The 13635-nt window shown below is 74.1% G+C and carries 10 protein-coding genes; 5 read left to right on the top strand and 5 right to left on the bottom strand.

Annotated elements, in window-relative coordinates; genetic code table 11:
* The first annotated feature begins 148 nt into the window (after positions 1–148).
* The 3 genes from ACIP9D_RS25545 (at position 149) to ACIP9D_RS25555 (ending at position 4014) form a co-directional block, all read left to right on the top strand.
* Positions 149–2695: a S8 family serine peptidase gene (locus ACIP9D_RS25545; protein ID WP_350873414.1), complete on the top strand. Its 2547-nt coding sequence runs from the start codon at positions 149–151 to the stop codon at positions 2693–2695.
* A 51-nt stretch (positions 2696–2746) separates the two neighbouring features.
* Positions 2747–3679: a GNAT family N-acetyltransferase gene (locus ACIP9D_RS25550; RefSeq protein ID WP_350873415.1), complete on the top strand. Its 933-nt coding sequence runs from the start codon at positions 2747–2749 to the stop codon at positions 3677–3679.
* 89 nt (positions 3680–3768) lie between these two features.
* On the top strand, positions 3769–4014 hold the full coding sequence (locus ACIP9D_RS25555) for a hypothetical protein (protein ID WP_350873416.1): 246 nt from the start codon (positions 3769–3771) through the stop codon (positions 4012–4014).
* Positions 4015–4114: 100 nt separating this feature from the next.
* Here ACIP9D_RS25555 and groL read toward each other — a convergent pair whose 3' ends face one another.
* The 3 genes from groL to ACIP9D_RS25570 form a co-directional block, all read right to left on the bottom strand.
* The gene (gene groL, locus ACIP9D_RS25560; RefSeq protein ID WP_350873417.1) at positions 4115–5737 is read right to left on the bottom strand and encodes a chaperonin GroEL; all 1623 of its coding nucleotides are present in this window, start codon (positions 5735–5737) and stop codon (positions 4115–4117) included.
* Positions 5738–6012: 275 nt separating this feature from the next.
* Entirely contained in the window at positions 6013–7407 is a 1395-nt protein-coding gene (locus tag ACIP9D_RS25565; RefSeq protein ID WP_350873418.1) for a hypothetical protein, read from the bottom strand.
* 106 nt (positions 7408–7513) lie between these two features.
* Entirely contained in the window at positions 7514–7717 is a 204-nt protein-coding gene (locus ACIP9D_RS25570; RefSeq protein WP_013288855.1) for a cold-shock protein, read from the bottom strand.
* A gap of 225 nt (positions 7718–7942) precedes the next feature.
* On the opposite strand from ACIP9D_RS25570, the gene ACIP9D_RS25575 reads away from it, so the two are divergent.
* Entirely contained in the window at positions 7943–8473 is a 531-nt protein-coding gene (locus tag ACIP9D_RS25575) for a GNAT family N-acetyltransferase (protein WP_350873419.1), read from the top strand.
* A gap of 114 nt (positions 8474–8587) precedes the next feature.
* Here the strand turns inward: ACIP9D_RS25575 and paaN are convergent, their stop codons facing one another.
* Positions 8588–10261, bottom strand: coding sequence for a phenylacetic acid degradation protein PaaN (gene paaN, locus ACIP9D_RS25580; protein WP_350873420.1), 1674 nt, complete (start codon positions 10259–10261; stop codon positions 8588–8590).
* Positions 10262–10401: 140 nt separating this feature from the next.
* On the opposite strand from paaN, the gene ACIP9D_RS25585 reads away from it, so the two are divergent.
* Positions 10402–12621 (top strand): hypothetical protein, encoded by a 2220-nt coding sequence (locus tag ACIP9D_RS25585; RefSeq protein ID WP_350873421.1) that lies wholly within the window; start codon positions 10402–10404, stop codon positions 12619–12621.
* Here ACIP9D_RS25585 and ACIP9D_RS25590 read toward each other — a convergent pair.
* Positions 12611–13630, bottom strand: coding sequence for a GNAT family N-acetyltransferase (locus ACIP9D_RS25590; protein ID WP_350873422.1), 1020 nt, complete (start codon positions 13628–13630; stop codon positions 12611–12613). The two genes, ACIP9D_RS25585 and ACIP9D_RS25590, sit on opposite strands and share 11 nt — an antisense overlap.
* Between the last annotated feature and the right edge of the window lie 5 nt (positions 13631–13635).

Raw genomic sequence — 13635 nt, forward strand, 5'->3', positions numbered from 1 at the left:
CGGCCGTCGGGCGTTGGAACGAGCCGGCAAATCCAGATCTTGGACAGTTACCGTTCGCGCGGAACGGCAACTGTCCAAGATCTTCGGCAGCGGCGCGGCCGGGTCTGCCGGGCGGCTCGCGGGCAACCGCGCGTCGTACTGTTTCTCAATGCAGGCCGAACCCCCCGTCTGGGCCGGCGCCCGCCCGCCGGCCGCTCCCCCGCCCGGACCGTGGCCGGTGGTGGCGGCCGTGCTGGCCGGCTGCTGGACCGTGGCGGTCACCGTGGCGATCCAGGCCGGTGGCTGGCTCACCGATCAGGTGCTGCTCGGCTTCGGCCGGGAGCGGGTCGGCTGGCTCTGGCCGGCGGCGGGCCTGTTGACGGTGCTGCTGGTGGGCACGCCCGCGCTGCTGCTGACGCTGCTGCCCCGGTCGGCGGCGGTCCGGGCCACCGGGCGGGCCTGGCTGGCCGGCGCGTTGGCCCTCGGAGCGTTCGGGCTGCTCCGGGCCGTCCCGCCGGTGCACCACGAGGCGTACCTCGCCGGGCTGGCCGCGACGGCCGCCCTGGTCGCGGTGGTGCTGAGCCGGCTCGCCCGCCGGCGGACGACCGAGCCCGCAACCGATCCGCCGGCCGGCCTGTGGCCCGGCGCCTCGCCGCCCGGCACCCCGGTCGCCGGGAGTTCGCCGATTCCCGGCGGGCAGCGGTCCCCGGGGCGCGCGCCGGAGGCCGAGCGATCGGGTCGGCGCGGGCCGGGTGCGGTCACCCTGCTGGCTGTCGCCGGCGGTCTGGCGCTGCTGCTGCCGTGGGCCTGGCTGGGCGCGCTCGGCGGGCTGTTGGAGACGCTCCTCGCGGCGCTGGCCGCCGCCGCGCTCGGCGCGCTGGCCGGCGCGCTGCTCGACGAGGGGTTCTGGTCCCGCTTCGCGGCCGGCGACCCGCCCCGGCCGGCCCGGCTGGTGCTGGTCGGCGGCCTCGTCGCCGGGGTGGCCCTGCTGCTGCTCGCCGCCGGGGCCGGCCAGTCCGGCGCCCAGCTGCCCGCCCTGCTCACCCTCCCACCGACCGGCTTCGCGCTGGCCGCCCTGTACGCGGCCGCCCGCCGCCGGCATCCCGCCGTCGCGGTCCCGGCCGGCCCGGCCCGGTGGCTGGTCGGGCTCGCCGCGTTCGGCCCGCTGGCGTTCGCCGATCCGGAGGAGATCACCCTGCTGCTGGCGACCACCCGGGACGTGCCGTTCTGGGTGGCGGCCGCCGCCGGGGCCGGGCTCGCGGTCGGGCTGCTGCTCGCCGCCGGGTACGCGCTGCTGCTCGCCCGGCCGCGCGGTCGTGTCCCGCGTCGGCGGACGGCGGCGGTCACCGCCGCCGTGCTGCTGGTCGCGCTCGGCGCGGTCGACCTGGGCCCGGGCCAGCCGGGGTTGCACGGCGAGCGACTCTTCGTGGTGCTGCGCGAGCAGGCCGACCTGTCCGGCCTGCCGGCCGCCGCGCCGGGCCGGACCGGCCGGGACGCCCGGGCCGGTGAGGTCTACCGCCGGCTGGTCGCCACCGCCGAGCGGAGCCAGGCCGATCTGCGTCGGGAGCTGAGCCGGCTGCGCCTGCGCCCCACGCCGTACTACCTGGTGAACGGGATCGAGGTGGATGGCGGCCCGGCGGTGCGGGCCTGGCTGGCGCGCCGCCCGAAGGTCGCTCGGGTGCTGGTCAGCCAGCGGCTGCGCCCACTGCCCGCGCCGGCCGGCACCACGCGGGGCACAGATCCCGCCCCGACCGGGCCGGAGTGGAACATCCGCCGGATCGGCGCCGACCGGGTCTGGAGCCAACTCGGGGTGACCGGCGCGGGCGTGGTGGTGGGCAGCTCCGACTCCGGGGTGGACGGCCGCCACCCCGCGTTGGCCGGCGGCTTCCGCGGCGGCGACGACTCCTGGTACGACCCGTGGGACGGCACCCGCGCCCCCACCGACGCGGGCGGGCACGGCACCCACACGACGGGCAGCGCGGTCGGACGCGACGGCATCGGGGTGGCACCGGGAGCGCAGTGGGTGGGCTGCGTCAACCTGGACCGCAACCTCGGCAGCCCGGCGCACTACCTGGACTGCCTCCAGTTCATGCTGGCGCCGTTCCCGTCCGGCGGCGACGCGTTCACCGACGGGCGTCCGGAGCGCGCGCCGGACATCCTGACCAACTCCTGGGGCTGCCCCGGGATCGAGGGCTGCGACGCCGGGGTGCTCCGGCCGGCCACCGCCGCGCTGGACGCCGCCGGCATCTTCGTGGTCGCCGCGGCCGGGAACACCGGCCCCTGGTGCGCGTCGATCGACGACCCGCCCGCGCCCTACCCGGACGTGCTGACCGTGGGGGCGGTGGACGACCGGGGCCGGGTGGCGCAGTTCTCCTCCCGAGGCCCCGTGCCGGGCGGGCCAGCCAAGCCGGACGTGCTGGCCCCCGGCGTCGGGGTCCGCTCCGCGATGCCCGGTGGCGGGTACGCCACGCTCGACGGCACCTCGATGGCCACCCCGCAGGTGGCCGGGGTGGTGGCGCTGATGTGGTCGGCCGACCCGGCGCTGATCGGCGACCTGCCCCGGACCCGCCAGCTGCTGCGGGAGACCGCGACGCCCGCCGAGCCGACCTATCGCTCCCGCAATCCGGCGGACGCCTGCGGTGGGCCCGCGAACATCACCGGCGCCGGCCTGGTCGACGCGTACGCGGCCGTGCGGGCGGCCCGGGCCGCGGGCTGACGGTGGCCGGGCCTTGGGCGGACGGGTACCCGTGATCTAGGGTCGGCGACCATGGACGCGGAGATCACCGTCAGCGAACTCACCCCCGATCTGGCGCCCGCCGTGGTGCGGCTCTGCGCCGGAGCGCTCGACCTGCCCGAGGACGCGACCGAGGCGGGCGTCCTGGTGGACGCGCTCTGGACCCGGGCCGCCGCCGACCGGCCGGTGTTCGCGCTCGGCGCGTACCGGGGGGCGGAGTTGGTCGGAGTGCTGATCGGCTCGATGTCGGCGGCCGACCCCCGGCTCGGGCACGTCGACCTGGTCGCGGTCGCGCCGGAGCACCGCCGCCGGGGCGCCGGGCGGGCGCTGCTGGCCGGTGCGGAGCGGCAGCTCGCCGACCGGGGTGCGGCCGAGGTGCTGCTCGCCGGCAACCCGCCGTACTACGCCTGGCCGGGGATCGATGTCCGGTACACCCCCGCGGTCTGCGCCGCGCTGGCGCTGGGCTACCAGGAGGACCGGACGGCCTGGAACATGACCGCCGACCTGTCGTACGACGAGTCGCCGGCGCTGCGCTCGACGCAGGCCGCGGAGCGACGGTTGGCCGGACAGGGGGTGACGGTGCGCCGCGCGGAGCCGGCGGACCTGCCGGCGCTGGCCGCGTTCGCCCGGTCCACCTTCGGCGGGGCCTGGGACGGCGAGTTGGCGGGTTCGGTGGGCCGGCCGGGGGCGGGCTGCCACCTGGCGGAACGCGACGGCGAGGTGATCGGCTTCGCGGCGTACGGGTCGTCCCGGCCGAGCTGGTTCGGGCCGATGGGCACCGCCCCGGCGGCTGAGGGCTCGGGGATCGGCGGGGTGCTGCTGCGGCGCTGCCTGCGGGACCAGCACGACATGGGGCTGGAATCGGCCCAGATCGGCTGGGTGGGGCCGGTGCCGTTCTACTCGGGCAGCTCGGGTGCGCGGATCGAGCGGGTCTTCTTCCTGTACCGGCGGACGATCGGGAACTGATCCGGGGCGAATGGGATATAGACCCGTATAGTGCCATTCGCCCTCATCCGTGATCGACGCCCCCTACCGTTTCGGTAGAGGAGGCAGCAATGACCACGGACGACGAACACACCGAGGACGTCGCACCCGTCACCTGGACCCCGGTCGGCGATCTGCCCGGCCATCTGCCGATCGACCGACTCGACTACGGGGACGCCGAACAACTGGCCGAGATGAGCGTCGCCGATGACCCCGCGGCCGAGGATCCGGTCGAGATGGTGGACGCGCCGATCCAGCTCCGCGCGCCGTACGACCGGACGCACAAGCGGCGCAACCAGCGCCCGCTGCCGACCTGACCGCGCCTGCCGGCGCCCGCCGACCTGGCGGCTGACGACCTGACGACGAAACGGGGCGGACCGCTGACGCGGCCCGCCCCGTTTCCGGTCGGAACTGGACTCAGAAGTCCATGTCCCCGCCACCCGGACCAGCCGGGGCGGCCGGGGTCTTCTCCGGCTTGTCCGCCACGACGGCCTCGGTGGTGAGGAAGAGCGCCGCGATCGACGACGCGTTCTGCAGCGCCGAGCGGGTCACCTTGGCCGGGTCGATGATGCCCGCGGCCAGCAGGTCCACGTACTCGCCGTTGGCGGCGTTGAGGCCGTGGCCCGCCTCCAGGTTGCGCACGCGCTCGACGACCACGCCGCCCTCGAGGCCGGCGTTGACGGCGATCTGCCGCAGCGGGGCGTCCAGCGCGATCTTGACGATCTGCGCGCCGGTCGCCTCGTCGCCGGTCAGGTCCAGCTTGTCGAAGGCGGTCTTGCCGGCCTGCACCAGCGCGACGCCACCACCCGGGACGATGCCCTCCTCGACGGCCGCCTTCGCGTTGCGAACGGCGTCCTCGATGCGGTGCTTGCGCTCCTTCAGCTCGACCTCGGTGGCCGCGCCGACCTTGATCACCGCAACACCGCCGGCCAGCTTGGCCAGACGCTCCTGCAGCTTCTCCCGGTCGTAGTCGGAGTCGCTCTTGTCGATCTCGGCCCGGATCTGGTTCACCCGGCCCTGGATCTGCTCGGCGTCACCGGCACCGTCGACGATGGTGGTCTCGTCCTTGGTCACCACGACCTTGCGGGCGCGGCCCAGCATGTCGACGTCGGCCGCGTCGAGCTTGAGGCCGACCTCCTCGCTGATGACCTGACCACCGGTGAGGATGGCGATGTCGGTGAGCATGGCCTTGCGGCGGTCACCGAAGCCGGGCGCCTTGACGGCGACCGACTTGAAGGTGCCACGGACCTTGTTGACCACCAGGGTGGCCAGGGCCTCGCCCTCCAGGTCCTCGGCGATGATCAGCAGCGGCTTGCCGCCCTGCATGACCTTCTCCAGGATCGGGAGCAGGTCCTTCACCGACGAGATCTTGCTGTTGACGATCAGGATGTACGGGTCGTCGAAGACGGCCTCCATACGCTCCGGGTCGGTCATGAAGTACGCGGAGATGTAGCCCTTGTCGAAGCGCATACCCTCGGTGAGCTCAAGCTCCAGGCCGAAGGTGTTGCTCTCCTCGACGGTGATGACGCCTTCCTTGCCGACCTTGTCCATCGCCTCGGCGATGATCTCGCCGACGCTGGTGTCACCGGCCGAGATGGAGGCGGTGGAGGCGATCTGCTCCTTGGTCTCCACGTCCTTGGCGAGCTTGAGCAGCTCCTCCGAGACGCTGGCCACGGCGGCCTCGATGCCCCGCTTCAGGGCCATCGGGTTGGCGCCGGCGGCCACGTTGCGCAGGCCCTCACGAACCAGGGCCTGGGCCAGGACGGTCGCCGTCGTCGTGCCGTCACCGGCCACGTCGTCGGTCTTCTTGGCGACCTCCTTGACCAGCTCAGCGCCGATCTTCTCGTACGGGTCCTCGAGCTCGATCTCCTTGGCGATGCTCACACCATCGTTGGTGATGGTGGGGGCACCCCACTTCTTCTCGAGCACGACGTTGCGGCCCCGGGGGCCGAGGGTCACCTTTACGGCGTCGGCGAGCTGGTTCATGCCCCGCTCGAGGCCGCGGCGCGCCTCTTCGTCGAACGCGATCATCTTGGCCATACGGCGTTGTCCTCCTGGACACTCACGGGCCACCCGAGTGTGTGTCCCGGATGGGCCGCCTGGTGTACGCACCTTGGGGCGCCGTCGTCGTGGTGACGACGGCTCACCTCGGCCGGGCCGGATAGCCCGCGACGACCGGCCACCTGCCCCACCGGCGGCTTGTCCCGCCGGCGTGGCCATGGCCCCACCGCCCCGACCTTTGGCACTCACAGTACGCGAGTGCCAATGACTTGTTTAGCACTCTCCCATGCCGAGTGCAAGCACGAACGCCGCGATCAGCCGAGCTCCGCGGCCAGTCCGGCGCTGTTCACCGGCCGCTCATGGACCCGCTGCTCGGCGTACGTCACCAACAGCCCCACCAGCTGCACGAGGTGGGCGGGGAGGGCCAGCACCGCGGTGACGGCGATCACCGCCACCACGCCGATCGCGGACCCCGGCGCGGCGAGCGGATCGGTGCCGAACGGGGCGGTGCCGACCCCCTCGATCACACTGGCGACCACGGTGCAGACGATCACCACGGCGACGACCAGGGCCACCCGCCCCAGCAGCAGCCCCAGCCGGTCGTGGAACATCCGGAACGACCGGCCGATCGGGTTGTGCCGCTCGAAGAGGTAGACCGGCCCGGCCATGCTCAGCGCGAAGGCGAGGTAGATGCCGGGCAGGACGCAGAAGCAGACGCCCAGGCCGACGATCACGCTGATCAGCAGCGTCCAGCCCCAGAGCCCGAGTGCCCGGCGCAGGCCGTAGCGCAGCGCGGCGGCCAGGTCGACCGGCTCGCCGGCCGCCTGGCGGGTGATCACCCACGTCCCGGCGGCCCAGCCCAGGGCCTGCACCAACCCGATCACCAGGCTGCCGCCGACCAGCACCAGGACGATGGTGGCCAGGTCGGTGAAGAAGGTGTCGGGCAGCGCGGCCGGGTCCTCGACGGTGGACGTCTCCCAGTTCGCCGTCGGGTCCAGCCCGATGGAGAGCACCGACAGCACCGCGGCGGGCAGCACCTGGGTGAGCAGCAGGATGGGCAGCAGCAGTCGCCAGCCGCGCCGCACCGCCCCCACGCACCGGTCGAACCAGCCGCTCAGCCCGACGCCGGGCGGGGTGACCAGCGGGTCGGCCGGATCGAAGCCGGGTGGGTACCACCCGGCCGGTGGACCCGGATACCAGGGCTGCCCGCCGTACGGCCCGGCGCCGGCCGGGTAGCCGCCGGTGGGCGGGAAGACCCAGCCCTGCGGCGCGCCCGGCGGCGGCTCCCAGGGAGGCGGCACGCGCGGGTCCCAGCCGGCCGGAGCGGTCGGCGGAGGGCCGCCGGGCGGCGGCGCGCTCGGGTCCCAGCCGGCCGTCGGGGGGCCACTGGTGGTGGGCGCGGCCGGATCCCAGCCCGGCGGCGGGCCCCAGGCGGACGCCGCGGTCGGGTCGGAGCCGGGCTGAACGCCCGGAGCGTCCGTGGACGGGACTCCGGCGCCACCGGGCGCGGGCGTGGCCGGGTCGGCGCCCGGCGCGGGCGTGGCCGGGTCGGCGCCCGGCGCGGGCGTGGCCGGGTCGGCGCCCGGCGCGGGCGTGGCCGGGTCGGGTTCGCCCGGACGGGATCCGGACGGGTTGTCGCCGCCCGAGTGCGGACCGGACGGGTCGGGCTGGCCCGGGGGCGGGACGGCCGGGGGCGGCTGGTCGGACATGAACCCTCCTCAGCGACGGCTGGAACGGTTCACGATCTTCCAGGGTCGGGCCCCGTGGCGCAGCCCCGGCCGGCACCGGCCGATGGTCCGGGCAGGCGGCGCCCGCTCAGGCGATGACGCGCACCCGCTCAGCCTGGGGGCCCTTCTGCCCCTGGGCGATCTCGAACTCCACCCGCTGGCCGTCGTCGAGCGCCTTGTAGCCGTCCATCTCGATCGCGGAGAAATGAACGAAGACGTCCTGCCCGCCGTCGACGGCGATGAAGCCGTAGCCCTTTTCGGCGTTGAACCACTTCACGGTGCCCTGTGCCACGGTGCACTTCCTCACTCTGCGCGGCGTTTCCTACCCGCGCGGCCGGGCACGGCCGGGCGCGCGGCAACCACCTTTTCCGCGATCGGCGACGGCCGCTGAAGAGGTGACCGAAATCGCACGCTACACGAGGAGTGACGGCGGCGCACGACCACAAATCGGGGCATATTGCACCCGATGTCGAGCCATGCGGCCATCGGTCGTCATCATTGTGGTAGGTATGCGGTCATGATGACCGCTCCGGCCCGGCCCAGCCCACGGCAGGCGGAGATCCGCCGGGTCCGACCGGCGGACGCCGCCCGGATGCGGGCCCTGCGGCTGGAGATGCTCGCCGACTCGCCGCTGGCCTTCCTGGAGACCGTGGCCGACGCGGCGGCCCGCCCGCACGCCGAGTACGCCGCCCGGATCGCGTACACCTCGGCCGGCTCGGAGACCGCGCAGTTCATCGCGGACCCGGGCGGCCGCCTGGTCGGGCACGCCGGTGGCACGGTCACCCCGACCGAACCCGGGCTGACCGTCATCTACGCGGTCTACGTGACCCCGACCTGGCGGGGCAACGGGCTGCTCGCCGAGCTGGTCGACGCGGTGGCTGCCTGGTCACGGGAGTGCGGCCGACCGGAGCTGATGCTCGAGGTGGTGGTCGGCAACGACCGCGCCTACCGGGCGTACCAGCGGCTCGGGTTCGTCGACACCGGCGTCCGGGTGCCGCACCCGACCATCCCGGCGCTGACCGAACTCCAGATGCGCCGCCCCGCCTGAGGGCGCCACACCCACCTTCCGAGCGCCAGGATCGTGCTCGATCCCGGATGTGGTGGCCTCCCAGCCAACGGGAGGCCACCACATCCGGGTTGGGGCGTGATCGAGCCCGGGGACCTAGGCGTGCCGGCGGCTCTGCACGATGCGGAACCGGTTCGCCACGTAGGCGCCGTCGGTGAGCGCGGCGTTGGCGGCCGGGTTGGCGCCGCTGCCGTGGAAGTCGGAGAAGGCCGCCGACTGGTTCACGAAGACGCCGCCGGTCAGGTTGCAGGAGAGGTGCACGCCGACCTCGACCGCCACCTTCTCGGCCGCGTCCAGCACCGCCTCATCGGTGGAGTAGACACCCGCGGTGAGCGCGCCCTTCTCACCCACGGTCCTGCGCATGATCTCCAGGCTGTGCGCGGTGGAGTCGGTGGCGATGGCGAACGAGATCGGCCCGAACCACTCCCGGCCGTAGGTCGCGGTGTCGTCCGCGGCCAGCTTCACGATGGTCGGCGTCCGCACCACCGCGTCGGCGAAGGCCGGGTGCTCGACCGTACGCGACTCCAGCAGCGCCTCACCGACCTTGGTGACCTCGTCGAGACGCTCCAGCACCCCGTCGTTGACGACGGCCCCGGTCAGCTCGACGCCCCGGGCGGGGTCGGCGGTGAGCTTGCCGACCGCGGCGGCGATCCCGCCGGCCACCTCGTCGAAGCTCTTCTGCCCCTGGTCGGTCTCGATGCCGCCGGCGGGGATCAGGATGTTCTGCGAGGTGGTGCACATCTGGCCGCTGTAGAGCGTCAGCGTGAAGCCGAGGTTGCGGCACAGGCCGGCGAAGTCGTCGGTGGAGTCGATCACCACCGTGTTCAGGCCGGCCTTCTCGGTGTAGACGGCCGCCTGCCGGGCGTTCGCCTCCAGCCAGTCGCCGTACTCGGTGGAGCCGGTGAAGTCGACGATCTTGACGCTCGGGTGCAGGGCCAGCGTCGAGGCCAGCTTCTCGCCCGGCGCCTCGGCGGCCAGCAGGATCAGGTTGGGGTCGAAGCCCGCCTCGGCGAGCACCTCACGGGCGTACCTGACGGTGAGGGCCAGCGGCAGCACGGCGCGCGGGTGCGGCTTGACGATCACGGGGTTGCCGGTGACCAGCGAGGCGAAGAGCCCCGGGTAGGAGTTCCAGGTGGGGAAGGTGTTGCAGCCGATGACCAGGGCCACCCCGCGCGGCACCACGTGGAACGTCTTGGTCATCCGCAGCGGGTCACCCTTGCCGGCCGCCTTCTCCCAACCGGCCGTGCCCGGGTGCCGGGTCATCTCGGCGTACGCGTAGGCGAGCGCCTCCAGCGCCCGGTCCAGCGCGTGCGCACCGCCGGCCTGGAAGGCCATCACGAAGGCCTGGCCGCTGGTGAACTGCACCGCGTTGGCCAGCTCGAAGATGTGCTTGTGCAACCGGTCGAGGATCTCCAGGCAGACCCCGACCCGGGCCTGCGGGCCGGCGTCGCGCCAGGCGGGCAGGGCGGCGCTCGCGGCGGCCACCAGCTCGTCGGCTTCGGCGTGCGGGTAACGCACGGCCAGCTCCACCCCGAACGGGCTCGCCTCGGTGGCGACCCGGTCGCCGGCGCCCGGCTGGTCGAGCGGGAAATCGCCGCGCAGGTACGCCTCGAAGGCGGCCTTGCCGTCGGCGGCGGCGGTCTCGCCGTACACCCGGGGGCTGGGCGACTCCGGGTAGGCGGACCAGTACCCACGCTCCGTGATCGCGGTCAGCGCACGGGTGAGGGTGTCGGCGTGCCTGTCGTACAGGGGGTGCGGGGTCTCCGTCATGCCCGCCATCATGCAACAGGACGCACCAAAATCAGTAGGGGCGTGTCACAACTCGGATCGTCTTCCACCGCTCCTGCGCCGGTATGACCGGTCCGGGTCCGGGTAACCGCGCGGCCTGCGGAAGGAGGGAGCGGCCACGGGTGGGAGCCATCGAGATCCGGGTGCACGGCGTCGCCGACCGCGGCCCCGAGGCGACGCTGGACCGGCCGATCGTGAGCCGCGTGGCCGGCGACTGGAATGCCGGCTTCTACCGGGTACACCCCGGGCTCGGTGATCCGCACGGTGCCGCCGGCACCACGCTGGAGGCGTACCGCTGGAGCGGGCTGGCCGGGGGTACGGCGACCCGGACCCTCTCGCTGGTCCTGCTCCTGCCCTTCATGCTCGCCAACACCGCCATCTGGATGCTGCCGCCCGGCCGCCGCACGGAACTGGCCGGCAAGGCGGTCTGCCGGCTGCTCGCCGCGACCCTCACCGCGATGTACGTGCTGTCGATCGTCGGCGTGGCCGTCGACCTGGTCGCCTGGCAGTGCGCGCAGTACCCGCGCTGCCTGGAGGGCCGCCGGGAGATCTCCTGGCTGGGTGGCGTGCCGCCCGGGCAACGCCTGGCGCTGCTCGCCCTGCTGCCGCTCCTCGCGATCGCGCTGGTCAGGTGGCTCGGCGGCCGCACCTGGCAGCTCCCCGAGAACACCGGCCCGGGGCCGGCGGGCCTCGGCGCGGACCGGCTCGACGACCCGGCCTTCTGGGACAACCGGGCGTTGTTGCTCCGGCTCCGAGCACTGCACGTGGCGGTCGCGCTGACCACGCTCGACCTGACGCTGCTCCGAGCCCTCGCCCCGCACGACCGCGGGATCCCCGGCTACACGCTGCTCGCCGCGACCGCCGGCCTGCTCGCCGCCGCGCTGGCGCTGCTCTGCCTGCCTCAGGTCGAACGGCGCGGTGGCGCCCTGTGGTCACCCCGCACCGTCCGGCTGCTCGGCCCCGGCGCGGTCGTGTTGACGGTGCTGACCCTGGTGTACGCGGCGGCGCCGAGGGCGTCCTGGTCCGCCGCCGGTGGCCTGCCGGGGTACGAGGAACTGGTGGCCCTGCTGTTCGCCGTCCAGATGCTCCTGCTCCTGGGGCTGACGGCCCTCGTCCTGCTCCGGGCGCCGATGCGGGGTCGCGCGGCACTGCTCGGTCTCGCCGCTCCGCTCGTGGTCTCGGTCGCGATCGGGCTCGCCGTGTCGTACTCGTCCGGGCTGAACTACGGCATCGCCGAGTACCTGGACCGGGGTTCCAGCCCCACCCCGGCTCGCCCCCTGCCGGGGGGCGCCCCGCCGCTCTCTCCGCCGGTCGCGTTTCGCTGGGCGGCCCTGGGCGTCTCGGCCGCGCTGCTGTTCGCCGGCACGGTGGCCGCGGTGGCACGTCTGCACCAGCGGTCGCGGCATCGGCGGGCGGCGGAGGAGATCGTCCGTCGGGAGTTCCCGGAGGCGGCCCGAGCCGCTCCGGAGCGGTCGCGAGCGGTGCGCGACAAGATCGTCCAGGCCCGCACCGCGGACCGTGTCGGCCCATTGCTCCTGGCGGCGTACGCGTTGCTCGCCGTGCTGAGCCTGGGCGCCGCCGGCTTGTCGATGCGGCATCAGGGCCCGGAGGACATGGCCCACCTGCTCGGTGGGCCACCGCTGGCCCGCCCGGTGATCTTCGTGACCGACCTGGGCGGCGTGGTCATCGGGTTGTTCGCGCTGGCCCTGTTCGGGGCGGGGCTGTTCGCCTACCGGTCGTCCGCCATGCGGGGGGTCGGTGTGCTTTGGGAACTGGCCACGTTCTGGCCGCGCGCGGCACACCCGCTGGCCGCCCCTTGCTACGCCGAGCGCGTGGTCCCGGACCTCACCCGCCGGATCGCCCACCTCACCGCCGGCGGGGACAGCGTCGTGCTCTCGGGGCAGAGCCACGGCAGCGTGCTGGTTGCGGCGACCGTCCTTCAGCTGCCGGCGCCCGCCCGCGCCCGCGTGGCGTTGTTGACCTACGGCACTCCGCTCGGGCGTCTCTACAGCCGGGTCTTTCCGACCTACGTCGGGCCCGACATGCTGCGGGAGGTCGGTGAACGGCTGCACTGGCGGTGGCTCAACCTGTGGCGGCTGACCGACCCGATCGGCGGGCCGGTCTTCGGTACGGACGCTGGTGTCCCCGACGCCGCCGCAGGGGTGGACCGCCGGGTCAGCGACCCGCCGGGGTTGCTGATCCCGCCCGGGGACACGGTCCCACCGAAGATCAGCGGGCACCGGTTCGTCCCGGACGACGACTTCCACCGGGCGGTGGGGGAACTGGTGCGGCGACTGCGCCCACCCGGCCGCGGCGACCGTGGGCCCGCCGTCAGAGGGTGAGCTGCCAGTCTGTCCAGCCGTCCACCGGGCGGAAGCCGAGCTGCTCGTTGATGACGATCATGTGGCTGTTCTCCGCCGCGTTGAAGGTGTCGATGGCCCGGACCGCCGGCTCGTGTGCGAGCAGATGGCGCAGGTTCTCGATCTTGGTGAGCAGACCGAGCCGGTGACCACGGTGCGCCGGGTCGACGATGGTGATCTGCTGGAACGCGTGCCAGTCGGCGGAGGCGCCGAGGTCGAGCAGGGTCCAGGCGACCAGCTTGCCGGACTCCTCGTGCTGCACCGCGACGTGGTACTGCCGCCGTCCGCGTGCCGCCAGCGCCCGCTCGGTGCCCCGGATCCGCTCGGCGTCGACCTGCTCGGCCTCCCACTCCAGGTCGCCGAGGGGCGCGTCGGTCGACAGCCGGCCGTCGAGGTAGGCGATGTCGGCGACGTACTCCTCGGGGACGAGGCCGTGCCAGCGGACCGTGCGGTAGCCGGCGGCGTGCGCCCGGGCGTCGGCGTGCAGCACGTCCAGCGCGCCCTGGTCGACCCGGGTGGGGTCGAGCCGGCGGCGGATCTCGGCGAGCGCTGGCTGCGCCCCCAGCGCGGCGGCGAACGCGGCGCCGGCTGCCGAACGGGCCGGCCCACCGGGCAGCTCCATGACCGCCATCCCGATGACCCGCTTGCGGCCCTGCTCACGCAGCAGCCGCAGGCAATGCTCGTGCAGCGCCCGGCCGACTCCCCGCCGCCGGTGCGCCGGATGGACCACCAGCTCGACGGTGGCGTTCTCGGTGTTGTCCAGCTGCGGCAGGTCCAGCGCCAGGTAGCCGGCGGGCACGCCATCCAGCCGGGCCAGCGCCCAGAGCGTGACCGTGCCCGGCATCGGGTGGGTCAGCATTGCCTCGAAGCGCTGGCGACAGAACGGCGGGAAGTCGGGCAGGTCGGCGTCGTTCGCCGCCGCCCCGACCCGGTAGGCCTCGTCGATCGCGGCCGGGTCGGCGGCGTCGAACGGCGCGATCGTGATGCTCATGCCGG

The organism is Micromonospora sp. NPDC093243 (assembly GCF_044753725.1).
Lineage (GTDB): Bacteria > Actinomycetota > Actinomycetes > Mycobacteriales > Micromonosporaceae > Micromonospora.

Excerpts from the sequence above, each read along its gene's own strand:
- ACIP9D_RS25550 (WP_350873415.1), top strand. The coding sequence starts at position 2,747 with ATGGACGCGGAGATCACCGTCAGCGAACTCACCCCCGATCTGGCGCCC.
- ACIP9D_RS25545 (WP_350873414.1), top strand. The coding sequence starts at position 149 with ATGCAGGCCGAACCCCCCGTCTGGGCCGGCGCCCGCCCGCCGGCCGCT.
- ACIP9D_RS25575 (WP_350873419.1), top strand. The coding sequence starts at position 7,943 with ATGATGACCGCTCCGGCCCGGCCCAGCCCACGGCAGGCGGAGATCCGC.
- paaN (WP_350873420.1), bottom strand. The coding sequence starts at position 10,261 with ATGACGGAGACCCCGCACCCCCTGTACGACAGGCACGCCGACACCCTC.
- ACIP9D_RS25565 (WP_350873418.1), bottom strand. The coding sequence starts at position 7,407 with ATGTCCGACCAGCCGCCCCCGGCCGTCCCGCCCCCGGGCCAGCCCGAC.
- groL (WP_350873417.1), bottom strand. The coding sequence starts at position 5,737 with ATGGCCAAGATGATCGCGTTCGACGAAGAGGCGCGCCGCGGCCTCGAG.
- ACIP9D_RS25555 (WP_350873416.1), top strand. The coding sequence starts at position 3,769 with ATGACCACGGACGACGAACACACCGAGGACGTCGCACCCGTCACCTGG.
- ACIP9D_RS25590 (WP_350873422.1), bottom strand. The coding sequence starts at position 13,630 with ATGAGCATCACGATCGCGCCGTTCGACGCCGCCGACCCGGCCGCGATC.